A 23068-nucleotide genomic window follows, 5' to 3' on the forward strand; every position below is an offset into this window, starting at 1 on the left:
GGAGATGAGACAGCTATGAAAATCAAGGCAGCCATAGACAAAGTTCCCGGCGGAATGATGTTGATCCCATTGTTGATCGGTGCCATTATCCGTACGTTTTTTCCGGGTATCTTTGATACGCCTGAATTTAAAAGCTCTTTTACGGGCGGGCTCCTGACAGGGACCTCCGCGCTGCTTGCAGCTTTTTATATTTGTTTGGGTTCGACGATTCGCTTCCAGGCAACCGGTTACATTCTGAAAAAGGGCGTCAGCCTATGGGTGGGTAAAATCGGTACCACCTTTATTATCGCCCTGTTAATCAAACTTATTTTCCCGGATCAGAACAACCTGTTCCTTGGATTGTCCGCTTTGGCCATCATCGCCGCCTTCTCGGATACGAACGGCGGGCTGTACATGGCGCTTATGGGCCAGCTCGGTAAAAAAGCCGAAGATGTTGCCGCCTATTCCATTATGTCGCTTGAATCGGGTCCGTTCTTCACCATGCTGATTCTGGGCGTGGCGGGTCTGGCAAGCTTTCCGATTATGGCGTTCGTCTTTGCGATTGTACCGCTCGTGCTCGGCATGATCTTGGGTAACCTGGACGAGAAAATGCGCGAGTTTCTCAGTAAAGGCCAGGACGTGATGATTCCGCTCTTCTCGCTGGCGATCGGGGCAAGTATTAACCTTGCCAACGTCGTGAAAGCCGGCGCTTCCGGCATTATTTTGGGCATTGGCGTCGTTGTCGTTACGGGCGTCGTGCTGTTCCTGATCGATCGTCTGACTGGCGGCGACGGCATCGCCGGGATCGCGGCATCGTCGACAGCCGGTAACGCGGCTGCAGTGCCTGTAGCGGTAGCAGCCGTGTACAGCGGCTACAGCAGCATTGCGGCTACGGCCACACTTCAGGTGACTGCGGCCGTCATTGTAACAGCCATCTTAACACCGCTCCTGACCACATGGCTCGCCAAACGGGCACAGCGCCGGAAAGCACAAGTATAAGGGAGTCGTTCAGATATGCAGCATTTTTACATTATTGCAGATGATTTGACAGGAGCTAACGATGCCGGAGTGCAGTTATCGAAAATCGGTATTGCCTCTACGGTCTTCCTTGATTTCAAGGCGGCACCGGTGCAGCATAGCGGCCATGTCGCCATTATAGATACAGACAGCCGCGGGATCAGCGATCAGGCTGCCTATGATCGGGTGTCCGAAGCGAGTGCTATTTTCCATGGACAAGGGTATGAGCATGTATATAAGAAAATGGACTCTACGCTAAGAGGCAATGTAGCTGCAGAGCTGGCCGCGGTCGTCTCGGTCCATCAACCGGAGGTGGTTGTCATTGCTCCCGCCTATCCGAAAATGAACCGCGAAACGATTGCGGGTTATCAATACGTAAACGGTCAGCCGGTATCCGAAACGGAATTCGGACGGGATCCGAAAACCCCGGTCAGAGACAGCTTTATTCCGAATCTGTTTCAGCAATATGTGGACGTGAACCGGATATGCCTGATCGGACAAGAACAGTTAAACGGCCCGTCAGAGCAGCTCATGAATGAGATTGCGGCGAATATAGCGGAGGGCCGAACATGGTTTATCTGCGACGCCAAGACGGATGACGACTTGATCGTCATTGCTGATGTGTTTTCAAGAGTGAAGAAAAGAACCGTCTGGGCCGGATCGGCCGGACTGATCGAATATTTGCCCGATGCCCTTCAGCTGGATAAGGCCTCCGACCGTGCGAAGGAGCAGCTAGCGATCAGCAAGACATTGACCGTGTCAGCGAGTTTATCGCATGTGACGAAGCAGCAGCTGGAGCTGGTGCGGACCATGCCGGGAACTTGTTTTGTGGAAATTGACCCGGTAGAGCTCATCCGCCAAACCTATGTCGTGCAGGACGTGTTGGATGCGCTGGCCGATGAATCGGACAAAAAGCATTTTGTATTATTCGTGGATGCGTCGGAAAAGAATAGAAAGGCAACCAAGGTACTGGAAACAGAGCTATCTTTGAGCAAAACGGATATCAGCGAAGCGATATCGAGAGAGCTTGGGAAAATCGCCCATGAAATCGTAAACTCCTTCGATGATATCCGCGGGTTAATCCTAACCGGGGGTGACACGGCAAAGGCGGTATGCAACCAGCTTGATATGAATCAGATGCAGCTGTATACCGAGGTTGAGGTTGGACTTCCGCTGGGGAAATTAAAGAATGCTGCAGGCACGAGCATGTATTGGACCGTGACGAAGGCAGGCGGATTCGGAAACGAAGATTCATTGGTGAATGTGTTGAAATATATGAGTGGAGAGGATGAATGACATGAGTCAAGCAAAACCGATCATTGGGATTACGATGGGGGACGGCGCAGGGGTCGGACCGGAAATTATCCTGAAAAGCCTGCAGAACCAGGAGATTTATGATCTGTGTAATCCGGTAGTCATTGGTGACAGTAAAATTCTAAGCCGGGCACAAGCTTATGTGAACAGTCATTTACAGATCAAGACGATTACGGATGACCAACTGGATCAGTTGGCGTTCGAGTTCGGAACCGTCTACTGTCTGGACCTGGATTTATTAAGTGCCGATTTGCCGATTGGACAAGTTTCCGCCGAAGCGGGACATGCTGCGTTCGAATATTTGGCCAAAGCGATCGATTTGGCAAAAAAACAGCAGATTGATGCGATTTGCACGGCTCCCCTGAACAAAGAGGCGCTGCATAAAGGCGGCCATCAGTATCCTGGGCATACCGAAATTCTGGCAGATTTAACGAATACGAGCGAATTTTCGATGATGCTGTCCGCCCCGAACCTCAAAGTGATTCATGTAACCACGCATGTGGGCATTATTGATGCGGTAAAAATGATTAATCCGGATCGGGTCTATCGTGTCATTCAACTGGCTCATGAAACGCTGACGAAGTCAGGCATCGAGAACCCAAGAATCGCCGTCTGCGGCATCAATCCGCATGCAGGCGAGAATGGCCTGTTCGGCTACGGCGAGGAGGACGAGAAGGTTGTGCCGGGCGTCAAGAAGGCGCAAGAAGAGGGCATCAACGTGGTTGGCCCATTGCCGGCTGATACCTTGTTTTTCCGTACCGTGCGCGGTGACTTCGATATCGTCGTTGCCATGTATCATGACCAGGGCCATGGACCCGTGAAGGTACTCGGCCTGGATGCGGGTGTCAACATTACCGTTGGATTGCCGATTATACGGACCAGTGTCGACCACGGAACCGCATTTGATATCGCCGGCAAGGGCATCGTTGAAGAGAAAAGCATGATGGAAGCGATCCGTCAGGCCGTTGAGCTTGCACCCAAAAGAAAATAATGAGTTCGGATGATATATACGTGAAAAGACCACTCCATGATGGGGTGGTCTTTTTGCTACAGCAATTCCGTAGGCGCCAAATAATGAAACGTCGGCAGATTCCTCAGCAGTCCGAATGCTAGCGTCAGGATGAGCATAACAGCCATGATTGCGTTGCCGATTCGTTTTCGTTTTCTTTTATGGGCAATCCCGTACATCGTGTACAGGGGAATCAAGGTAAATACCAAGGGGTTATACCGAAACGCCTGAACCACATCCAGGCTGAGCAGTGAGAGGACAACCCTCGTTATTCCGCATCCCGGACAATACAGCCCGGTCAGCTCATGAAAGATGCAGGGAACATGGATGTGGGTCACGGGCAGCCACACTTTCAGATAGAGCAGCCCTGCGGCGGCCAGAGCGGCACCCCGCATGAGTATAGGGTGTCTTCTGGGATCAAGCCTATTAAGCGAGTTGGTTGACATCGTTTTGTACCAGAGCATAAGTTACGATGGACAAACCGAAGAACGTGAGGATCACGTACAGGATGGAATTATCCGACACCGCTTGTCCGCGCTGTCTTTGCGCTTCAGCCACATGCTGACCGATCTGGTACGCCCAAATGAAGGTCCAAATACCGCATGTAATTAAGGTTAAAAGGAAATGCTTTCCGCCTGTGAAGGAATAATCTTTACTTAGAATACCGACCTCGTTGGTCATGACAATAAACCAGTAGATTCCGTAAAGTCCGCAGGTTACAAGAGATAAAATAATGGCTAATACAATGTTGCGTTGACCGATCATGAATACACCATCCCAAAATAATTGATTGTCAAACGGACACAGGGTGATAAAACGACAATAAATAGCCAAATTTGACAATAATATATTATTGAACCATGGATGAAATCACAAGGTAATATTAACCATTTATTCATAAGGTTTGATCCAACCGGGTGGCGAGGTTCGCTTTTCATCAATAAAATGACCGGGCAGCTAAGGCTGCACCGGTCTTATTAAGCGAGGAGTCCTACTGAAACAATGCAATTAGCCAAGGGACGATCAGCAGCGTAACAAAGGCGGTCAGCATCATGGCGATGCTGGCAATGGAACCTGCCACCGCGTCATATTCAAATGCTTTGCTGATGCCGGCCGAGTGTGCGCTGGTTCCAAACAACGTTCCTTGACCGATCGGGCTGTGGATGCTGCACCATTTTACGATGAGCGGTCCCACAATCATGCCGATGAGTCCGGTAATTAAGGTGGCTCCGGCTGTAATGGTCGGGACGCCTCCGATCATGCCTGAGATGGATACGGCGATTGGGGTCGTTGCAGTCCGGGGAGCCAGACTGGCCAGCACATCGCTTTTCAGACCGAACAGATGCGCCAATTCGGCTGTGCTTAGGAAAGAGATGACGGCTCCGCAGCATACGCTGAGAAGGATGGCTTTGACATTTCTTTTCAAGACATCGATGTGTTTATACAGCATGACGGCGAGTGCGATTGTGGCGGGCTCGACCAGATCGGACAATACGACAGCCCCTTTGTTGTAGGTATCGAATGTGACTCCGCTCATGATAATGATGGTGATAACGACAAGCGGCGTAACCAGGAGGGGGGTAAGATATACCCTTGGAAAGGCCCGGTATATCCGTTTGGCGGCCATGTATACGATAATCGTGCACAACAGCCAGAAGAGTGCTTGTATCATGCAGCGTCACTCTCTTTTCCCTTGGATATCCGCTGACCGATCAGGCCTGCGCACAACATGACGACGATGGTGCTGCCCGCGATCGTGGCGAGTACTTGGAGTCCGCTGTTCATAATCAGCGTTTTGTAATTAATGATACTGACCGTGGCGGGGATGAAGAACAGAAGCATTTCGGACAGCAGCCACTGCGACCCCAGCTCGATCCAATCCAGGCGAATAACCTTGAGCTTCAGCAGCGCATACAATATGATAATGCCGACGATACTGCCCGGGACAGGCAGGTGCAGCCAGAGGACGAGCATATCGGAAAATTGGGCTATGAGGATAAAAAATAAGACTTGAAGAACGATTTTAAACAAAGATTTCATTGAGTTAAGGCTCCTTCCAGACTTAAATATACAGAGCCGCTTTTCATAAGTAAAATGAATATATGGAATTCGTTTCATTCCTTTGATCTATGGAAGAGGGTTAATCATGGATATTCATCACATCAAACAAATCTCGGAAATCATGCGCTGGAACAGCTTCACCAAGGCCGCAGAGGCCTTGCATGTCACGCAGCCGACGATTAGTAAGGCCATCAAGAACCTGGAAAATGAGCTGAACACGGAGGTGTTCATCCGGGAAGGGAATCAATTCAAGCTAACGGAGGCAGGAGAGACCATTATGAAATACGCGGCTCCCATTCTCCAGCTGTTCGATCAATTGTCGGCGGAACTGGATGATCTGGCATATTTGAACAAAGGCACCATCCGGATCGGTATGCCTCCCATGGCGGGGCCGAGTTTCTTTCCCGGCGTCATCAAGGCTTTCCAAGAGCGCTATCCCGGCATTTCCGTCAGCTTGGTCGAGGATGGAGCGAGAATGGTCAAGGAGTATTTAGAGGGCGGATCGCTGGACGTCGGCGTCATTCTCTTGCCGGTCGAATCACGGATTATCGATTCGTTTCCGATCGTCGAGGACCGCTTGAAGGTAATCGTGCCCGCGGCTCACCCGCTCGCGAAACAGCCGCAGATCTCGTTGAGAGAATTATCAGAAGAGAGGTTTATTCTGTTCAGCAGCGGGTTCGCCCTCCATGACCGAATCATTAATGAATGCCGGAACGCCGGGTTTGAGCCCCGCATTGTGTACGAAAGCTCGCAATGGGACTTTATCGGAGAGATGGTTGGGGCGGACCTTGGCATCGCAATGCTGCCGGATACGATCTGCCGCGCGCTGGATTCCACTAAGGTGCTGGCGGTGCCTTTAATTGACCCGGTCATTCCCTGGCAGCTTGCGATCGCCTGGAAGCGGGACTGTTATTTGTCCCGCGCAGCCCAGGCTTGGATTGCCTTCACGAGAGAGATCTTCAAGGCAACCTGAGAATGGGCCTGGCGGTAGATGCAGGCGGACAAAATCACCTCTACGGTTCGCGAAACAGTCTATTCAGAGCTTACGGACGATCGTGCCGCCAGTCAGGGAAGCATCGCCTCACTCTTGGTGAATTCGCTTGATATTTCCAGCACTTCCCTTCAGAATGGAAAGAAAGCTGATAAAGGGAGTTATACGAAATGATCGATGTGGCTGAACGCAATAATGTGACCATGATGGGTGAGGGCGACCGCACCATTATCTTCGCGCATGGATTCGGATGCGACCAAAGCATGTGGCAGTATATTGCACCCGCTTTCGCAAAGAAGTTTCGGATCATTATGTTCGATTACGTGGGGTCGGGACATTCGGATTTGAACGCATATTCATCTGGGAAATACGGAAATTTCCGCGGCTATGTACAGGATGTACTCGATATTATTGAGACTTTTAACCTTGAAAAAGTTATTTTTATAGGCCATTCGGTGAGCTCGATGATTGGAATGCTCGCATCCATTGAGCGGCCGGACGCCTTTGATAAATTGATCATGATCGGTCCTTCCCCGCGTTATTTGAATGACGGGACAGACTATTACGGGGGCTTCGACCTGAGTGATATTAACGAACTGCTGGACATGATGGAGATGAATTTTGCCGGATGGGCCAGCTTCTTGGCACCTCTGGCGATGAATGCCCCTGATTCCCCGGCATTAACTAAGGAGCTGGAACGGAGTTTCATTTCAGGCGATCCGGTGATTGCGAGGGAATTTGCGGAAGTGACCTTTTTATCGGATCACCGGCAGGAACTATCCAAGGCTACCATCCCCACGCTGATCATGCAGTGCTCGGATGACAGCATCGTACCGATTGAAGTAGGGGAATATTTACATCGGCATTTGAAGAACAGCACGCTGTGTCTTATGGAGGCCAAGGGCCACTACCCGCATATCAGCCATCCGGAGGAAACGATCCGTGACATTAATCAATACCTTGGAGTGAATCTGAACGGATAATGCGCATGGAAAGGACTATTTGATCATGGATGAGCGGTTGAAATATGCACCCTGCGGGTATGTCTCCATTACGCACGAAGGGATCGTTGCGGATGTAAACCAGACTTTTCTGGATCTGATGGGTTACTCCCATGAGGACTTGATACAGAAGCACTTGGAATCGATCATGTCGACGGCAAACAAGCTTATTTTCCATTCCTACTTTTACCCGCAGATCAATCTGAGCGGACGTGTGGAAGAACTGTTTATCAGTTTAAAAGACAAGGACAAGCAGTCGATTCCTTTCATATTGAATGGTAGGCGGTTCGTGAGCGACGGCGTAGAAGTTATTGATTGTGTTCTCGTGCAAATGAGAAAGCGCATCGATTATGAGCAGGAACTCCGGTCTGCAAAAAAGCAAATCGAAGAAGCCTATTGGCAGAAGGATCAGGCGCTGGCGAAGCTGGAGCAAATCCATAGGGAAATTGAGCAAAAACAGGCCGAGCTGATGGAGATGAACGCCATTCTCGTAGAGCTGTCCGTGACCGATAAATTGACGGGGCTTAAGAATAGAAGGTTTTTTCAAGAGAAGCTGGATGAGCAGGTCCATGTGTATGGCACGAGTCGGAAGCCCTTTTCTCTGGTTATCATAGACATCGACCATTTTAAAAAGGTGAATGACACATGGGGACATCAGATGGGGGATCAAGTGCTTGAATCGCTGGCGAGAATCCTAACCTCCCATGCCCGGGGCGAGGATGTGGTAGCAAGGCTTGGCGGGGAAGAGTTCGTGCTGATTCTGCCGAATACCGATGGGCCTGACTCCAAAAAGGTTGCGGAGCGCCTGCGGCTTGCCGTTGCCGGGTTTACTTGCGAAATCGGAAGCTTCACGGTCAGCATGGGCATTGCAACGTTTGCACCGGGGGATACGGATGCGTCCCTTCTGAAAAAAGCGGACGAGGCGTTGTATACCTCAAAAGAGAACGGCAGAAACCGCGTTACACATATCATGGATTTGAAATAGAATACGGTACAAAAAAGCTCTTCGCCGAATGGGGAAGGGCTTTTCGCTATTTATGATCCGCTCGCATTTGTTCAGGACGATGTTACTTTGTCCCCGCCTACAAAAAATCTCCAGCCTGATCGGATTCCGTATATACCGCGATCAGGATAATGGCCAGCTCATCTCCAATATTTTTCACTAAATGAGGTGTGCAGGCATTCCACGAAAATGAATCTCCTTCGGAAAATTCAGCCGAATCTTCTCCTTGCTCGGCGTAAATCTTTCCTTTGATCACCACATGAACTTCTTCACCCTCATGAGCGTGCGGAACCAGCCCGGTTGAAGCTCCAGGAGGGGCCTCGACGATCATCATTCTTACGTTTTTCGTAGCGCTCAGATGTTCAACCTTTAGCTTTTCGATGCCGCTGGTTGTTATTTTTCGTTCGTCTTTGCGGACAATATGCATACGGTCTTCTTTTTTGAGCAGCAAATAGGCCAAGGGCACCTTCAGTGCTTGTGCGATATTCTCCAATGTGGCAATGGATGGCGATGTTTTATTGGTTTCAACCTGACTCAAGAATCCTTGGGAAAGTCCGGTTTCCTCGCAAATTTGGGCGATGGTAATATTTTTTCGTTTCCGGATGGCCCGGATATTGGAGCCGATGTCCATAGATTTCACGCATCCTCTAAAATATTTGTAATACTAATTTTATATTCATATTAACAAAAATTCAGTTGACATGCTAGTGTGCTGTGCGTTAAATTACTCATATGAAATATATTTTATTATTACTAATATTTTAGGAATGGAGATGATCTTTATGATTAAAAATACATGGGTACCGACGTTACTTCGTGTGGTGCTTGGAATTATATTTCTCGCACATGGCATCAGCAAGTTTCAAATGGGTCTTGGCAACGTGGAGGCTTGGTTTAGTTCCATGGGCGTTCCGGGATTCATGGCTTATGTCGCGGCGATTGCCGAAGTGGTTGGGGGGATCATGCTGATCATTGGTTTGCTTACCCGTGTGGTATCCGCGCTGTTTATCGTATTGATGATTGGGGCTATCGTGACGGTGAAGCTGTCTGCGGGTCTCTTGGGCCATGACCAAGTGGCCGGATACGAGCTGGAACTGAGTCTGATTCTAATTTCGGTCTATCTACTTGCATCGGGGCCGGCGTCTTTGTCGGTCGATCGGCTTATTTTTAATAAACGGAGTGCTGTTCAATAAAATAGGGGGCGATTCTTGTGGTGCCAGCTTACGAATATGACGTTCAACTGCCTGCGAACATGGAGCCGGGCAAAGCATACCCTGCGATCTTTACGCTTCACGGAAAAGGTTCGGACGAAAGGGATATGCTTGGACTAACGGCTCCGCTTGCGGATCATTTTATCCTGATTCATATCCGGGGAAATCTCTCGATGGGCGCAGGATATCAATTTTATGAACTTAAAAGTTTGGGGAATCCGGATCGTGAGGTATTTGATCAGGCGGTGCAGCAGTTGGAAGCATTTATCCGTTATGCGACGGAGAAATATCCGGTTGATCCGGGCAAACGTTACTTGCTTGGCTTCAGCCAGGGCGCGATTTTATCGATGACGCTTGCGCTTACGATGGGGGATCAGCTGAAGGGAATCGTTGCGTTAAACGGGTATGTCCCGGAATTCGTCAAAACAGAGTATGCTCTGCAATCCGTCAGCGGCGTCTCGGTATTTATCTCTCATGGGGAGTTTGATCCGGTATTTCCGGTACGAATCGGGCATGAGACAGCAGCTTATTTTGAGCAGCAGACACCTCATCTGACGTTCAGGACTTATCCCGTAGGTCATGGCGTTTCGGCTGATAATCAACGTGATTTTGTGATATGGCTCGAGCGAGATGCCGGTGTGAACATGAATAAAGGAGTGAATTAAACGATGATGCCATCTTACTTTTTCGCGCATGGTGCGCCTTCGTTGGTGCTCGAAGAACATGCATATACGAATTTACTTAAGGAATTTGCGGCAGGGAAGCCCAAGCCGAAGGCGATTGTGATTTTTTCCGCCCATTGGGAGGAATCCGTTCAAACCGTGAGCTCAGTGGATCAGTACAGCACCATTTATGATTTTGGGGGATTCCAGGATGAGCTATACCGGATGACCTACCCGGCTCCTGGCGAACGCTCGCTTAGCGAGCAGATCCGGTCCTTATTCACCAAGCAGGGAATCAAGAGCAAGCCGGATGAGGAGAGAGGGCTTGATCACGGCGCTTGGGCCGTACTGAAGCTTATCTATCCAGATGCGGATATTCCGGTAGTGGCGCTCTCTGTTAATCGTTATCTGAGCAACGAACAGCAGTATGAAATCGGTAAAGCCCTGTCGGAACTGCGCGAGCAAGATGTGCTCATTATCGGCAGCGGGGGTACCGTCCATAACCTGAGAAGCGTGAATTGGCGTGCACAAGGGGTTGATGAATGGGCGGGAGCATTCGATAACTGGCTGCAGAGCAAGCTGGAGGCATGGGATACGGATTCGCTGTTTCATTACGAGGAGCTTGCTCCTTACGCCCGCATGGCGGTACCGACAAGCGAGCATTTTATTCCGCTGCTAATTGCGATGGGGACCGGGGACGCGAACCGCAAGGCCAAACTGCTGCACCGCAGTTATCAGTACGGAAACTTAAGTTTGAGCTGTTGGCAGTTTGATTGAGATAGGGTAAACGGAAAAAGGCCATTCAAGTGCGATGACTGCACTTGAATGGCCTTTATTCATGTCTCCCTATTTGTAAAAGGGCCTATTGGGGAGTCAGGGTTTTCTCATGCTGGAGCAGCCAGTTTTTTCGCGTTAAGCCGCCGCCGTAACCGCCCAAATCACCATTGGAATTAATCACGCGATGGCAGGGTATTACAAGCGCAAGCTGATTTGCGCCATTGGCCTGTGCCACGGCCCGGTAAGCCGTAGGCTTGCCGAGGGCATGGGCAATATCCGCATATGAGCGCGTTTCGCCAGGAGGTATAGCCATGAGCTGCTCCCAGACGCTCTTTTGAAAGGGGGATCCAATCATCATCAGTGGCGATGTGAAACGGCTTAGCTTTCCGTCAAAGTATAGCGTCAGCTCCCGTTCGATGGAACGGATCGGTTCAGTCATCCCTGGAATAATCGCTGATTTCGTCCTTTGCCGCAAACGTTCCACTTCACGCTCCAAGCCCCGGCGATCCACGAATTCCAGAAGATACAGGGACTGCTCATCCCCTATGGCCATCATCGGGCCAAGACGTGTATCGATCCAGGATGCTTTGAGTACGTTGCTGCCTTCCAGCAAGGTAGGTGCTGCGCCCATGATGCGCGAGAATGCGTCTCTGAAACCACTGCTCGATTCGTAGCCGGTGGAGAGCTGCGCATCCAGGACCGTTTGCCCGGAACGGATGTTTTTCATGGCAAGCCCCATGCGGCGGGCACGGGCATATTCAACGAAGGTCATGCCAAATCTCTTTTTGAATTGTCGGCGCGCCGTGGATTCATCTACCGAAAGTTCCTTGAAGTCCGCTTCCCGCCACCTTTTTTCGGGATGCTCCTCCACGGCTTCAACCAGCAGCCGTACCATGTCGGAGACGTGATTCGGATGCGATAACGGTCGACAGCGCTGGCATGGCCGGTAAGAAGCCAAGAGAGCCTGCTGAGCATTGTCAAAAAATTCGCAGTTTTCAAACTTGGGCTTTCGAGCCGGACAAGTCGGGCGGCAGAAGACCCCCGTCGTTTTGACTCCAACATAAAATACGCCTTCATATTCCGTCCGTTTTTCCAACAAGGCTTTGTAGTATTCTTCATTCCGTTCGGCTGTCGCCATGTTCCCACTTCCTAACCTCGTATATTGTCCTTATTATATCCTCTCCTTTTCACTCGCGTGGCCGAAAATCAGGCATCTATTTTTAAAATGGAATGCATGATGGGTCTGCTAAAATACGCGGCGCGCGGTAACGAACCGCTTCTTCCATTGTCCGTCAAAAGCTTCCACATGAACGCCAAGTTCCTTGGAGTAGGTATGCAGAATCTGATTATTGCCCGCATAAATGGCTACATGTCCGATATCCAGACCCCGTGCGCTGAAGAAGAGCAAATCTCCCTTACGCAGCTCGTTGAGACTGACTTCCTTGCCTACCTTCGCTTGATCGTAGGATACGCGTGGAAGTTCGATCGTCAGGGTATCTTGGAATACGCGCTTCACGAAAGAAGAGCAGTCAAAGGTATTCGTTTGGTCGGGGGAGGCTCCGAACACATAAGGCTTGCCTAAATATTTTTTACCGTAAGCAATGAGCGCATCGCCTTGCAGTCCGGCGAGGGAAGGGCTGGTATAGTCGGTATATTTCGGCTTGGCCGATATGTATCCGGTGCGGTTATCCTGGGTCTGCACTTCGAGCCATGAAGCGTTAACCTCCCGGGTCACATGGACTTTCGCGCCTGCAGACAGCATTTCAAGAGAAGAGCCTTTCTCGGCATCCGGCAGGCTTCGCAGGTTGACTCCCCACAAAATGGAGGTATCGTAGCTGACCGTTGATGTGATACGCACGGTACGGGTATCCTGATCCCATTTCACGGCGCTGCCCAAGGCTTCACTGACAAAACGCAGAGGAATCAGCGTGTAACCGTTTGTAATTTGGCCCGGAACATCCACGCTGACTGCTTTACCATTTAGCGAAGCGGTATGTTCTCCAATGCGGTAGGTTAGCGTTGTACTTCCCTTGATTGCCGTAACGGTCTTGTTCATATTGTTCCAGGTGAGCTTGGCGCCCTCTTCTTCAAAAATTCCACGCATGGGAACGAGTACGGTGCCGTTCAGGTTAAGAGGTTCGACTTCCGTCTGCAGCTCGCGTCCGTCGATGTAGATGGTTACCGGTTTGGCCGTCGCATGCCCTTGAGGAGCGGTTTCTGCATGTGTTGGTGCCGCATATAACATAGAAGCGGTCAATAGAAAAAGGAATGCTTTACTTTTCGTCATCGATTCATCACCTTGCTGTCGGTATAGTCTTACATATAGTTGGACGGTGTCATGCGTAATAGGTTTTGTACCAAATAATGGGAAGGTAATGGGTAGATCATGGCAAACGACCGAATCGGGGAATTTTCTACGGATATGTTTTTTTAATCATCCGATAACGTGGAGTTAATACAACCAAAACGCTTCGCTGATAGGATAGGACCAAATCCTATCCGTGAGGTGTACATAATGCATAGAATAAGAAGGCCCAAATGGTTCGTGGTATGCATGGCGATTTTCATTGCCATCGCAGCGGCTTTTCCCGGGACAAGGATACAAGCCGAGGCCGATCCGTCCTCGGTCGGAAGTGTGCCCGTTGAGTTGATTCCCCAGGGCTCAAGCTGGAGCTACAGCGATGAAGGCATCGACTATAGCAGCGCGATGACCAGCATATTCGATTTTTCCAATTGGAAGGTCGGACAAGCTCCATTTGGCTATAAAGTGAAAAACGGCGTAACAACGAACGAGGTGGCGCCGGACAAAGAGTTTGGCAAGGTTGCCACGGTTATCAGCTTTGGCAATGACGTGAATCAAAAGCATACGACTTCCTACTTCAGCAAGATCGTTCCGATCGCGGACGTTGAAGCGTATGAAGCATTCCAAGGCACCTTCGGCGTCGATGACGGCATGATACTCTACGCTAACGGCAAAGAGATTTATCGGACGGGAATGCCTGTCGGCGAAGCCGTCTATGGCACGTTGGCAACATCCAACAAGGATCTTCCCGTGGTGACTTCGATTGACTTGACGAGTGCACTGAAGGGACTCCTCAAGAACGGCGACAACGTCTTTACGGCGGAAATACATAATCAAAGCCTGACCAGCTCCGACCTGTACTTCGATATGAAGCTCACTGCTAGTCTGGGGCAAGGCGGATCGGGCAACGGCGGCAATGGAAGCGGCAACGGAGGTAACGGTAATGGGGGTTCAGGTTCCGAAGCCGGTAACATCAAGCTTCTGGCGCCGAACTCGGCATGGAAGTATCTCGATAACGGGTCCGATCAGGGGACAGCATGGCGAGCAGCGGGTTTTGACGACTCGGCGTGGAAGGCAGGTCAGGCTCCGCTAGGCTATCCTGCTTCCAAGTCCACGTCTCCGTTCGGCAGCATCAAGCAGACGATCAGCTACGGACCGAGCAGCAGCATGAAATACCGTACATCGTATTTCCGGACGACGGTCAATGTCGCGAATTTGACCGACTACAAGAAAATAGCGGGAACGTTCGGAATGGATGACGGAGCTATCGTGTATGTGAACGGACAAGAGGTCTATCGTTACAACATGCCGGATGGCGAGGCGAATTACCAGACGCTTAGCGCAGCAACCGTAGATGAACCCGTTACAGAGACGGCTGATTTGACTCAAGCCCTTCAAGGCGTCCTGCATGAAGGCATCAATACGGTTGCGGCTGAGGTTCACCAGCGCAGCGACAATAGCTCCGATTTGTACTTTGATATGCAGCTGATCGGGAATCCTACAGATAACGGGTCGGGCGGTTCCGTGACAGGGCCGCAGACGCCGACTGCCATCGCGCTGACATTCAATGGCGATGCTCAGACATCGCAGGGATTCGCCTGGTACACCGATCCGGGCATCACCGGAACCAGGCTGGAGATCGTAGAATCATCCTTGGCTTCTGGAGGGAAATGGCCAAACGCAGGCGTGGTTTCCTTCGAGGGCAGTTCCATGCCAATCGAAGTATACCAATCGAGTTCAGATAAAAGCGCAGGCAAAAAGACCTCTTATGCCGATCACAAGGTTACGGCGACCGGCCTGCAAGCAGGTACGGAGTACAGCTATCGTATCGGGGACGGCCAAGAGGGACATTGGAGCGAGATCGGGACCTTCAAGACGGCAGATCAGGATCCCGAATCCTTCACGTTCCTCTATACAACGGACCCGCAAGGCACAACGGAAAGGGAATACGTCACCTGGAACCACACCCTGGAGGAAGCCTTCAAAAAGTTCCCGGATTCACGCTTCATCACCATCACGGGTGACCTTGTCGACAATGGAGATATCGAGAATCAATGGATGTGGCTGCTGAATCAGCCAAAGTCGATCTTGAAGAATACGCCTCTCGTGCCGGCACTCGGCAATCATGAGAGCAAGTCCAACAATAATTTCTGGTATCATTTTAATCTTCCTAATATTTCTTACACCGGAGCCAAGCCGGATGGATCGGTATATTCTTTCGATTACGGTCCGGCGCACTTCATGGTGATCAACACGGAGTACAATGAAGCCAAGGGGCTGGATACGATATATGAGAAGCAAGAGGAATGGCTAAGAGCGGAGGCGGCCAAGACGGACAAGAAATGGAAAATCGTCCTGTTTCACAAGTCTCCGTATTCGGTTGCGAATCACTCCTCCGACAGCGACGTTCTCTTCTTCCGCGACAAGCTTGCCGCTTTGTTTGACGAAATCGGCGTCGATGTCGTGCTTAGCGGACATGACCATACGTACACCCGATCCTATCCGATGTATGATAATGTACCTCAAAAGGATGCGATGGACGAGAATGGCAATATGAATAATCCGAAGGGCAGCCTGTATCTCGTCAGCAATGCAGCCGGGGATAAAAGATACAATCCGAAGTCCGGTCCGTTTCCGTACGCTTTCAAATACGGCCAACCGAACCAGGAAATGTTCACGGGCATAACGATCACCAATGACAGCATTTCGTTTAAGACATATACGACAACCGAAACAGGGACAACGGATTTATATGATCAGTTCGGTTTGACCAAATCCGATGCCAAGCCGGGTCCGGTGCTGGATGCCAAGCTGGGTTCCGTACAGGATGGACAGGCGTTGTTAACGTGGAAGAAACCTGAAAGTGGCCCTGCAGTCACGGCTTACCGAATTTATGAGAAGAATGGTCAGCTCGGGCCGAACTGGAACATGCGTGTTGTTCCTGCAATGGGCGAAGCGGTAAATAACTATTTGGTAACAGGACTGGATCCGCTGAAGACCTATCAATTTGCCATTAAGGCCGTGAGTGACAAAGCCAGCTCCGAGGAGGTCATTGCCAAAACCGGCGATGGAAATAACGGCGGCGGTGATGGAGGCAGCGAAGGCGGAAATAATGGCGGCAATAACGGCGGCGGCAACAGCGGTAACAATGGCGGTAACAATGGCGGCAATAATGGTGGAAATAATGGTGGAAATAATGGGAATGATGGCGGTGGCAACAGCGGCAACAATGGCGGAAACTCAGGTAGCAATGGGGGTAGCCATAGCGGCAATAACGGAAATTCAAGCAGCAACAACAACAATAGCAGCACTGGTAGCAATAACAGCAACGGCACGAATAACGGAAATGCGGGCAACAGTGGCACGAACAGCGGCAGTGCGGTTCCATCTGTGTCGGATATCGGCAATCATTGGGCGAAGAGTTCCATTGAGAAGGCGTTAGCGCAAGGAGTCGTTACGGGATATGCCAACGGTCAATTCCGCCCGAACCAGCAGGTAAGCCGTGCGGAATTCATCACGATGCTTTCCAGGGCAATACCAATGACAGGAGCGACTAAGAATTCCTCGTTTGCGGATCAAGGGCTAATTCCAGACTGGGCGCTTGATGCGATCAAGAAATCGTTCAGCGCAGGCCTGATCAATGGTTATACGGATGGAACATTCCGGCCGAATGAGGGGATCTCGCGTCTCGAGATGGCGGTTATCCTCGTTCGGGCAGCTGGAATTAGTGTGGATCCGGCGGCGAAACTGGCCTTCGACGATACCGACCAGATTCCTTCCTGGGCGGTTCCATATGTGGCAGCCGCAGCCCAAGCAGGATACATCCACGGTGTTGGCGGTAATCGATTTGCGCCAAGCTCCAAAGCAACCAGAGCAGAGGCAGTCACAGTGATTATGTCGATCCTCAAGTAGAGGGAAATGTATCAAAGAAACGAAAAGGCCCCACCGGAAGTGTCCGGTTGGGGCTTTTTACGTTGATCATGCAGGCCGCAAGCCATCTTTTGATATAAGCCCGAAATACGTAAAACACCGCATTTAAGCTTGAAAAATCTCTTATAATAGTTCAATATAAAGATATCAATCATTAAAATTTACACTTTTATAAAGTTGATTACAAAAGAAAAGCATATATAGGAGGCTGAATATGGAGATCGGGATCAGTACATTTGTAGAAACGACGCCGGATGCTCATACCGGTGAAGTGATCAGTCATGCACAGCGTCTTCGTGACGTTGTGGAGGAAATCGTGCTTGCAGATCAGGTGGGACTGGATATATTCGGCGTGGGTGAGCATCATCGCAAGGATTATGCGGCCTCATCACCGGCTATGGTACTCGCAGCGGCTGCGCCGCAAACGAAGCGTATCCGGCTGACCAGTGCGGTAACGGTACTTTCGTCAGCCGACCCCGTACGTGTCTTCCAGGATTTTGCGACGCTGGACGGCATCTCGAACGGCCGGGCGGAAATTATGGCGGGCCGGGGTTCCTTCATCGAATCATTTCCGCTGTTTGGCTATGACTTGAACGATTACGATGAGCTATTCGATGAGAAGCTAGAGCTGCTGCTCAAAATCCGGGAATCCGAAAAAGTCACATGGAAGGGCGGGCACCGGCCTGCCATCAACAATCTGGGCGTATATCCGCGTCCGGTTCAAGATCCGCTGCCGGTATGGATTGGAAGCGGAGGCAACCAGGAATCTGTCATTCGGGCCGGTCTCCTGGGGTTGCCGCTGGTGCTAGCGATTATCGGAGGCAAACCGACGCAGTTTGCGCCGCTTGTTCAGCTCTACAAGAGGGCTGCTGCTCATGCGGGTCATGATATTACGAAGCTGCCGGTGGCATCCCATTCCCACGGATTTATTGCGGAAGAGACGGAACTTGCAGCCGATAAATTCTTCCCTTCGACCCAGGCAGCCATGAACGTGCTTGGACGCGAGCGGGGTTGGGGGCAATACGACCGTTCCAGCTTTGACTTTGCGAGAAGCTTTGAAGGGGCGCTGTATGTAGGTGATCCGGAAACGGTAGCTCGTAAAATCATTCATCTTCGCAAAAAAGTGGGCATTACGCGCTTTATGCTCCATGTACCTGTAGGCTCGATGCCGCATGAGGATGTCATGAGAGCCATAGAACTGCTCGGAACTGAGGCGGCGCCGATCGTGCGCGAGGAAATCGCGAGATGGGAAGCAGCGGGAGAGCCGCAGGAATAAGTTTATATATGAGCAGAGAGGGGGCCTTATAAAGGCCCCCTCTTGCCGCTTATTCGTAAGCTTGAAAGCCTTCCAAGGATAGTGCGGCAACCTCGCATCTGCTCAGCAGCAGAGCGGTATATTGCAATGGTTTACGAGTACTCGGAATATGGAGCAAGGATTACAGATTAGTAGAGGTGATTGTCTGCGAAATTGAAAGGCCAGCCGATGATTAGCAGCACGAATGGGGAAGAAACTCCCATTGTCGTACAAGGCGACTAGGCGTAGAATGACTTTTAATATACAGCTAGGTTATTACATCAGAAGTGAGGTTTGATGCGATGAACACCGTTGCAAAGGTAAGCCGTTTTGTAGGAGGGACCTTTTCCCTGTGGGTTATTTTGTTTGCAGGATTGGGCTTTTTTTTACCTGAAGTCTTTAGCCATTTAAAGGGATACATTTCTCTTTTTCTCGGAATCGTCATGTTTGGCATGGGACTCACGTTATCCTCGGCTGATTTTCGCGAAGTCTTCCGCCGCCCGCTGGAAGTACTGATCGGCGTTGTGGGCCACTTCATCATTATGCCGCTGCTGGCTTATGTGCTGGCGCTAGTGTTGAACTTGCCTCCTGATATCGCCGTAGGCGTCATTCTTGTCGGCTGCTGTCCTAGCGGCACATCCTCGAACGTGATGACGCTGCTTGCCAAAGGGGACGTGGCGCTCGGCGTATCCATCGCCTCCGTATCGACAATCATTGCTCCGCTGGCAACTCCGGCCTTGATCAGCCTGCTTGCGGGTCGTTGGATGCCTATTGACGGCGGCGCATTGATTAAAGACATTCTTATGGTCGTGATCCTGCCCATCCTTCTGGGCGTCATTGTGAAGACATTGTTTAAAAAACAGGCAGAAGCCAGCACGCAGGCTCTTCCGCTCGTATCGACGCTGGCCATTGTGCTGATCGTGGCGATCGTGGTCAGCGGCAGCAAAACCAAAATCATCGAAAGCGGCATGCTGATTTTTGCGGTCGTGATTTTGCACAACGTACTCGGGTATGCCCTGGGGTATTTGTTTGCCAAACTGTTCCGTATGAATGAGGGGAAACGCAAGGCGGTTCTTTTCGAAACGGGCATGCAGAACTCGGGCCTCGGCGCTGCGCTCGCAGCCGCCCATTTTAACCCGGTGGCCGCGGTTCCAAGCGCGATCTTCAGCGTCTGGCACAATATTTCCGGATCTCTGTTGGCTACATGGTTCGCACGCCGGGCTGAGAAGGAAAGCCTGGAGGCAAGCAAGGTAAGCTGAAGGATATTCGCAAGGAATGATTCGCAGGAAATGAAAGAAAGGCCATCCCGGCACGGGGTGGCCTTTTAAGGTTGGAGCTTGAGGCGGATCAAAGGTTGATGGCCCGGTGCGGCTTGCTGTAATGACTTGTACCTCCGCCTCCGACCAGTACTCTCCCGCCTTTGTTAAAGATCAGGCGTTTACTCAGTCCCCCGGCCAGAATCACGTCGACTTTCGCGTTATTCGCTGTTGCGATATAGATGACGTAGCCGGCGCTGGAGAGGACGGTTCTCCAGTTGCGATCGAACTCCGACCGGAGCACCCGATTGGAATACACCTGATTTTCGACTCTTCCCGGTTCTGATTTTGACATTCTATCGATCCTCCTCTCTACTAACTTATGCGTCGGCGGCAAGAAGGTATGGACATTCCGAAGATGCCTCATAACCTGGTAACGGAAGCAATCTATTCTGGATTTCCCTCTTTGGTTTGCGAGATTTAGAAAATTTATTTTTGCATGTTTTCATCTGGATGCTTGGTTGAAAGATAGTACTCGATGCCTCCAGAAAGCATTCGAAAAAGAGTTTGCGCATATTTGCGAAAAAGATATGACCTATAAACTCACTCGAAATGAAAATATTGTAAATCTATGTCGATCATGCTATCCTACTACGAAAGAACCAAAATACATAGTTCAATAGACTCATCGAAGTAGGGGGAGAAATCATGAAGAAATGGTTAGGCACAAGCTTGTCCGGGTTGCTGCTGTTCGGCATGCTTGCAGGTGGCGTATCGGCAGAAAAAAATGAAGTTTCGTCCGTAGCGGATGCTGCGGTTAAATCAAACGCGGTTGAAGTTAAAAAAGCCACATTCAGCGACATGTCAACTCACTGGGCCAAGGATGCGGTTCAACTTTGGAGCGGCAGAGGCATCGTGCAGGGGAGCGAGGACCGTTTATTCGCTCCAAACCGCGAAATCACGAGAGCAGAGTGGACAGCCATGATTAACCGGATGTTTCAATACCAAGGGAAGTCAGCAACTACTTTTAGCGATGTCCAGCCAGAAGCCTGGTATGCAAAAGATGCAAGTGCTGCTTTGGCTGCCGGATACGCTACAGGATATAGCGACGGAACGTTCCGTCCAAACGGTACTCTGTCGAGACAGGAAGCAGCCGTAACGGTTTCACGGATTCTGAAATTGCAGGGCGGAAGCGGAATCACGTTCAACGATGCTTCATCGATTCCCGCATGGAGCAAAGAGGCGGTTGCTGCTGCTTCAGCCAAAAAATTGATAGAAGGATACACAGACGGATCCTTTGTTCCGGGTAAGGCATTAACACGAGCCGAGGCAATTCAGATTCTTGACCGCACCTTTAAAGAGTATGGAGATTGGTACGGCGAAGGCGCTGTATATGGACCTGAGAAAGGGCTTGAGAAAAAAGGCGGCAGCGTCGTCGTTAATTCGGCGGGAGTCACGCTGCAAAACATGGATATTGCAGGGGATCTGATCATCGGGAAGCAAGTTGGAGATGGCGATGTATATCTTCGCAATGTGAACGTTCATGGAAAGACGTATGTATACGGTGGCGGGGAGAATAGTGTCCATTTGGAAGATTCCGTCCTGTTAACCGTCATTGTCAATAAGCAGGACGGTACGGTTCGTCTTGTAGCGTCGGGGAAAACGACCGTTCAGGAAATAACAATTCAAACCGGAGCGAAGCTGGAGGCAGCAAAGGGTGCGGATATCAGTAAAGTATCGTTGTCTGACGAGCTTCCGGAAAAATCAAGAGTATACTTGACGGGGGATTTCGAGACGGTTGACGTATTGGCCAAAAGCATCAGCATCCAGGTCCCTTCAGGCTCCATCGGGGAGTTGAACGTAGCCGATTCGGCTGACGCAACTTCAATTGAAGTCAGCAAGGAAGCGAAAATATTGAACGCGATCCTGAATGCAGCCGTGAGTATTCTGGGCGAAGGCAGCATCGAAAAGGCAGTTGTCAATGCAAGCGGCATTACGATGGATAAGGCACCGGGAAAAGTGGAGCTTGGAAGTGCAGTACCCAAAGATACGAATATAAAAATCGGCGGTATTGATAAGCCTGCCGATCAATGGACAGCCAAAACGCCGTCTGTTCCTTCCACAGGAAGCGGCAGCGGCGGCGGCGGATCAACGCCTAATACTGGCGGAGGAAGCGGCGACCCGGGGAATGGCGGCAGTACCGATCCTGGAAACGGCAATGGCGGTGGAAATGGAGGAGGCAGTACACCGGGCGGTGGATATGACGGCGGCACCTGGTTTTCGATAGGCATTGAGTCGGATACGGTCACGGTCACGGAGTCTGTCTATATCAACAGTCCTCGCACCGGATACGCTTATTTCACCGATAGCAGAGTAGATGGGAACAATCCAGTCATGCTGGAAGCGGCTGTAGAGGCGGGAGCAGCGAACAAGGTGCCGGTAACGGCATTGACGCGGACCGAGCTGCCGACGACGGGAGTGGCTAAAGGATTCGGGTCCTCCTACAGGGCATTCGTTGTCGATGAGCAGGGCAAAGTCTCCTATGTAATAACGGTTACCGTATTGGATGGAGCAGATAGCCCTCTGAAGCAAAAAGGAATGATCTTGAGCGGAAGCTGGACGGATAACCAGGAGAGTTACTTCATTTATTTCAACAGGGCCATTCAGGCTGTGGATGGCTTCAATGTTCGTGATTATATCCAGTATTCGGCCAAATCAGCCTTGCCTGACTTTAAGGCTCTAGATCCGAATGACAAAGTAGAAATGAAGACCAACGGGATTTTGATAACACCTCAGATCGCCAGTCTGGGCAAGTCAACCTATTTCCGTTTGCTGCCTGGAGCCGTTGAGACATTGGATGGGGCTTATAAGAACGAGCTGTATACATCTACCGCATATTCGTCCTTTACACGGGCGGATCTCATAGATTACCCGGGCAAATGGGATATTACGGTCCCTATTGGAACTGTGCTGAATTTCAAAGTCAATTACAGTGGGGATGTCTACTTTGTATACCGGGATACGTATGGAACTCAGACGGATTTTGATAAGGAAGTAACGGATGGACACGGTCTGAAATTGTCGGTATCGGATGATGCCATTGATGAGGTATATGCATTTGATACGAAGGACCTTCAAGAAGGAGAGTATAAGTTGTATCCTTTTGGCGGATATACGATTCAGGTTACGTTAACCAAGCCATAAATCCATAAAAGGTTACCTGCCGGTCTTAGAAGACATGGCGGGTAACCTTTTAACTAT

22 protein-coding genes are annotated in these 23068 nt (G+C 50.5%); 14 read left to right on the forward strand and 8 right to left on the reverse strand.

Annotation, left to right across the window (positions count from 1 at the left end):
• The first annotated feature begins 15 nt into the window (after positions 1-15).
• From GRF59_RS22180 to pdxA, 3 genes are read left to right on the forward strand one after another with little or no spacing between them, the layout of a single operon-like run.
• Positions 16-978 carry a 2-keto-3-deoxygluconate permease gene (locus GRF59_RS22180; RefSeq protein WP_160499902.1) on the forward strand — a complete coding sequence of 321 codons (963 nt, stop codon included), beginning with the start codon at positions 16-18 and terminating at the stop codon, positions 976-978.
• A 15-nt stretch (positions 979-993) separates the two neighbouring features.
• Positions 994-2292 carry a four-carbon acid sugar kinase family protein gene (locus GRF59_RS22185; RefSeq protein WP_160499903.1) on the forward strand — a complete coding sequence of 433 codons (1299 nt, stop codon included), beginning with the start codon at positions 994-996 and terminating at the stop codon, positions 2290-2292.
• Between the two features lies 1 nt (position 2293).
• The gene (gene pdxA, locus GRF59_RS22190) at positions 2294-3301 is read left to right on the forward strand and encodes a 4-hydroxythreonine-4-phosphate dehydrogenase PdxA (protein WP_160499904.1); all 1008 of its coding nucleotides are present in this window, start codon (positions 2294-2296) and stop codon (positions 3299-3301) included.
• Between the two features lie 56 nt (positions 3302-3357).
• Here the strand turns inward: pdxA and GRF59_RS22195 are convergent, their stop codons facing one another.
• The 4 genes from GRF59_RS22195 to GRF59_RS22210 form a co-directional block, all read right to left on the reverse strand.
• Complete coding sequence (locus GRF59_RS22195; RefSeq protein WP_160499905.1) at positions 3358-3714, reverse strand: DUF2752 domain-containing protein; 357 nt, start codon at positions 3712-3714, stop codon at positions 3358-3360.
• Between the two features lie 31 nt (positions 3715-3745).
• Positions 3746-4084: a DUF4234 domain-containing protein gene (locus GRF59_RS22200; RefSeq protein ID WP_160499906.1), complete on the reverse strand. Its 339-nt coding sequence runs from the start codon at positions 4082-4084 to the stop codon at positions 3746-3748.
• A 226-nt stretch (positions 4085-4310) separates the two neighbouring features.
• The gene (locus tag GRF59_RS22205) at positions 4311-4991 is read right to left on the reverse strand and encodes an LrgB family protein (RefSeq protein WP_160499907.1); all 681 of its coding nucleotides are present in this window, start codon (positions 4989-4991) and stop codon (positions 4311-4313) included.
• Complete coding sequence (locus GRF59_RS22210) at positions 4988-5359, reverse strand: CidA/LrgA family protein (protein WP_160499908.1); 372 nt, start codon at positions 5357-5359, stop codon at positions 4988-4990. The genes GRF59_RS22205 and GRF59_RS22210 overlap by 4 nt, the downstream gene beginning before the upstream one ends.
• Before the next feature lie 106 nt (positions 5360-5465).
• Here GRF59_RS22210 and GRF59_RS22215 point away from each other — a divergent pair, with 106 nt between their 5' ends.
• Genes GRF59_RS22215 through GRF59_RS22225 form a run of 4 tightly spaced genes read left to right on the forward strand, consistent with a single transcriptional unit; the run spans position 5466 to position 8357 of the window.
• The gene (locus GRF59_RS22215; RefSeq protein WP_160499909.1) at positions 5466-6353 is read left to right on the forward strand and encodes a LysR family transcriptional regulator; all 888 of its coding nucleotides are present in this window, start codon (positions 5466-5468) and stop codon (positions 6351-6353) included.
• 18 nt (positions 6354-6371) lie between these two features.
• Positions 6372-6545: a hypothetical protein gene (locus tag GRF59_RS29830; RefSeq protein WP_237391975.1), complete on the forward strand. Its 174-nt coding sequence runs from the start codon at positions 6372-6374 to the stop codon at positions 6543-6545.
• A complete protein-coding gene (locus GRF59_RS22220; RefSeq protein ID WP_160499910.1) occupies positions 6542-7354 on the forward strand; it encodes an alpha/beta fold hydrolase in 813 nt (270 codons plus the stop codon). The genes GRF59_RS29830 and GRF59_RS22220 overlap by 4 nt, the downstream gene beginning before the upstream one ends.
• 25 nt (positions 7355-7379) lie before the next feature.
• Positions 7380-8357: a sensor domain-containing diguanylate cyclase gene (locus GRF59_RS22225; protein WP_160499911.1), complete on the forward strand. Its 978-nt coding sequence runs from the start codon at positions 7380-7382 to the stop codon at positions 8355-8357.
• A gap of 97 nt (positions 8358-8454) precedes the next feature.
• Here the strand turns inward: GRF59_RS22225 and GRF59_RS22230 are convergent, their stop codons facing one another.
• The gene (locus tag GRF59_RS22230) at positions 8455-9006 is read right to left on the reverse strand and encodes a helix-turn-helix domain-containing protein (protein WP_160499912.1); all 552 of its coding nucleotides are present in this window, start codon (positions 9004-9006) and stop codon (positions 8455-8457) included.
• A gap of 151 nt (positions 9007-9157) precedes the next feature.
• On the opposite strand from GRF59_RS22230, the gene GRF59_RS22235 reads away from it, so the two are divergent.
• The 3 genes from GRF59_RS22235 to GRF59_RS22245 are packed head-to-tail and all read left to right on the forward strand — an operon-like array spanning position 9158 to position 11025.
• Positions 9158-9568: a DoxX family protein gene (locus tag GRF59_RS22235; RefSeq protein ID WP_202128808.1), complete on the forward strand. Its 411-nt coding sequence runs from the start codon at positions 9158-9160 to the stop codon at positions 9566-9568.
• Positions 9569-9585: 17 nt separating this feature from the next.
• Positions 9586-10251 carry a dienelactone hydrolase family protein gene (locus GRF59_RS22240; RefSeq protein ID WP_160499913.1) on the forward strand — a complete coding sequence of 222 codons (666 nt, stop codon included), beginning with the start codon at positions 9586-9588 and terminating at the stop codon, positions 10249-10251.
• Between the two features lie 3 nt (positions 10252-10254).
• Positions 10255-11025, forward strand: a complete 771-nt coding sequence (locus GRF59_RS22245; RefSeq protein WP_160499914.1) for a DODA-type extradiol aromatic ring-opening family dioxygenase — start codon at positions 10255-10257, stop codon at positions 11023-11025.
• A gap of 85 nt (positions 11026-11110) precedes the next feature.
• Here the strand turns inward: GRF59_RS22245 and GRF59_RS22250 are convergent, their stop codons facing one another.
• Together GRF59_RS22250 and GRF59_RS22255 are read right to left on the reverse strand one after the other, a co-directional pair.
• Positions 11111-12163: a bifunctional transcriptional activator/DNA repair enzyme AdaA gene (locus GRF59_RS22250; protein ID WP_160499915.1), complete on the reverse strand. Its 1053-nt coding sequence runs from the start codon at positions 12161-12163 to the stop codon at positions 11111-11113.
• Between the two features lie 108 nt (positions 12164-12271).
• Positions 12272-13312: a C40 family peptidase gene (locus GRF59_RS22255; RefSeq protein WP_160499916.1), complete on the reverse strand. Its 1041-nt coding sequence runs from the start codon at positions 13310-13312 to the stop codon at positions 12272-12274.
• 228 nt (positions 13313-13540) lie between these two features.
• Between GRF59_RS22255 and GRF59_RS22260 the strand changes: the two genes are divergently transcribed.
• The 3 genes from GRF59_RS22260 (at position 13541) to GRF59_RS22270 (ending at position 19810) form a co-directional block, all read left to right on the forward strand.
• The gene (locus tag GRF59_RS22260; RefSeq protein ID WP_160499917.1) at positions 13541-17239 is read left to right on the forward strand and encodes an S-layer homology domain-containing protein; all 3699 of its coding nucleotides are present in this window, start codon (positions 13541-13543) and stop codon (positions 17237-17239) included.
• A 232-nt stretch (positions 17240-17471) separates the two neighbouring features.
• Entirely contained in the window at positions 17472-18533 is a 1062-nt protein-coding gene (locus GRF59_RS22265) for an LLM class flavin-dependent oxidoreductase (RefSeq protein ID WP_160499918.1), read from the forward strand.
• 320 nt (positions 18534-18853) lie between these two features.
• Entirely contained in the window at positions 18854-19810 is a 957-nt protein-coding gene (locus tag GRF59_RS22270; RefSeq protein WP_160499919.1) for a bile acid:sodium symporter family protein, read from the forward strand.
• 88 nt (positions 19811-19898) lie between these two features.
• Here the strand turns inward: GRF59_RS22270 and GRF59_RS22275 are convergent, their stop codons facing one another.
• Complete coding sequence (locus GRF59_RS22275) at positions 19899-20162, reverse strand: hypothetical protein (RefSeq protein WP_160499920.1); 264 nt, start codon at positions 20160-20162, stop codon at positions 19899-19901.
• A gap of 353 nt (positions 20163-20515) precedes the next feature.
• On the opposite strand from GRF59_RS22275, the gene GRF59_RS22280 reads away from it, so the two are divergent.
• Entirely contained in the window at positions 20516-23011 is a 2496-nt protein-coding gene (locus GRF59_RS22280) for an S-layer homology domain-containing protein (RefSeq protein ID WP_160499921.1), read from the forward strand.
• Positions 23012-23068: the final 57 nt, after the last annotated feature.

The organism is Paenibacillus dendrobii, assembly GCF_009807035.1.
In the GTDB taxonomy this organism is placed as follows: Bacteria; Bacillota; Bacilli; order Paenibacillales; family Paenibacillaceae; genus Paenibacillus_AQ; species Paenibacillus_AQ dendrobii.

Coding starts and splice junctions, on each gene's coding strand:
- pdxA (WP_160499904.1), top strand. CDS start 2,294: ATGAGTCAAGCAAAACCGATCATTGGGATTACGATGGGGGACGGCGCA.
- GRF59_RS22225 (WP_160499911.1), top strand. CDS start 7,380: ATGGATGAGCGGTTGAAATATGCACCCTGCGGGTATGTCTCCATTACG.
- GRF59_RS29830 (WP_237391975.1), top strand. CDS start 6,372: ATGCAGGCGGACAAAATCACCTCTACGGTTCGCGAAACAGTCTATTCA.
- GRF59_RS22255 (WP_160499916.1), bottom strand. CDS start 13,312: ATGACGAAAAGTAAAGCATTCCTTTTTCTATTGACCGCTTCTATGTTA.
- GRF59_RS22205 (WP_160499907.1), bottom strand. CDS start 4,991: ATGATACAAGCACTCTTCTGGCTGTTGTGCACGATTATCGTATACATG.
- GRF59_RS22280 (WP_160499921.1), top strand. CDS start 20,516: ATGAAGAAATGGTTAGGCACAAGCTTGTCCGGGTTGCTGCTGTTCGGC.
- GRF59_RS22235 (WP_202128808.1), top strand. CDS start 9,158: ATGATTAAAAATACATGGGTACCGACGTTACTTCGTGTGGTGCTTGGA.
- GRF59_RS22195 (WP_160499905.1), bottom strand. CDS start 3,714: ATGCGGGGTGCCGCTCTGGCCGCCGCAGGGCTGCTCTATCTGAAAGTG.
- GRF59_RS22230 (WP_160499912.1), bottom strand. CDS start 9,006: ATGGACATCGGCTCCAATATCCGGGCCATCCGGAAACGAAAAAATATT.
- GRF59_RS22185 (WP_160499903.1), top strand. CDS start 994: ATGCAGCATTTTTACATTATTGCAGATGATTTGACAGGAGCTAACGAT.
- GRF59_RS22270 (WP_160499919.1), top strand. CDS start 18,854: ATGAACACCGTTGCAAAGGTAAGCCGTTTTGTAGGAGGGACCTTTTCC.
- GRF59_RS22245 (WP_160499914.1), top strand. CDS start 10,255: ATGATGCCATCTTACTTTTTCGCGCATGGTGCGCCTTCGTTGGTGCTC.
- GRF59_RS22265 (WP_160499918.1), top strand. CDS start 17,472: ATGGAGATCGGGATCAGTACATTTGTAGAAACGACGCCGGATGCTCAT.
- GRF59_RS22215 (WP_160499909.1), top strand. CDS start 5,466: ATGGATATTCATCACATCAAACAAATCTCGGAAATCATGCGCTGGAAC.
- GRF59_RS22275 (WP_160499920.1), bottom strand. CDS start 20,162: ATGTCAAAATCAGAACCGGGAAGAGTCGAAAATCAGGTGTATTCCAAT.
- GRF59_RS22220 (WP_160499910.1), top strand. CDS start 6,542: ATGATCGATGTGGCTGAACGCAATAATGTGACCATGATGGGTGAGGGC.
- GRF59_RS22210 (WP_160499908.1), bottom strand. CDS start 5,359: ATGAAATCTTTGTTTAAAATCGTTCTTCAAGTCTTATTTTTTATCCTC.
- GRF59_RS22250 (WP_160499915.1), bottom strand. CDS start 12,163: ATGGCGACAGCCGAACGGAATGAAGAATACTACAAAGCCTTGTTGGAA.
- GRF59_RS22180 (WP_160499902.1), top strand. CDS start 16: ATGAAAATCAAGGCAGCCATAGACAAAGTTCCCGGCGGAATGATGTTG.
- GRF59_RS22200 (WP_160499906.1), bottom strand. CDS start 4,084: ATGATCGGTCAACGCAACATTGTATTAGCCATTATTTTATCTCTTGTA.
- GRF59_RS22260 (WP_160499917.1), top strand. CDS start 13,541: ATGCATAGAATAAGAAGGCCCAAATGGTTCGTGGTATGCATGGCGATT.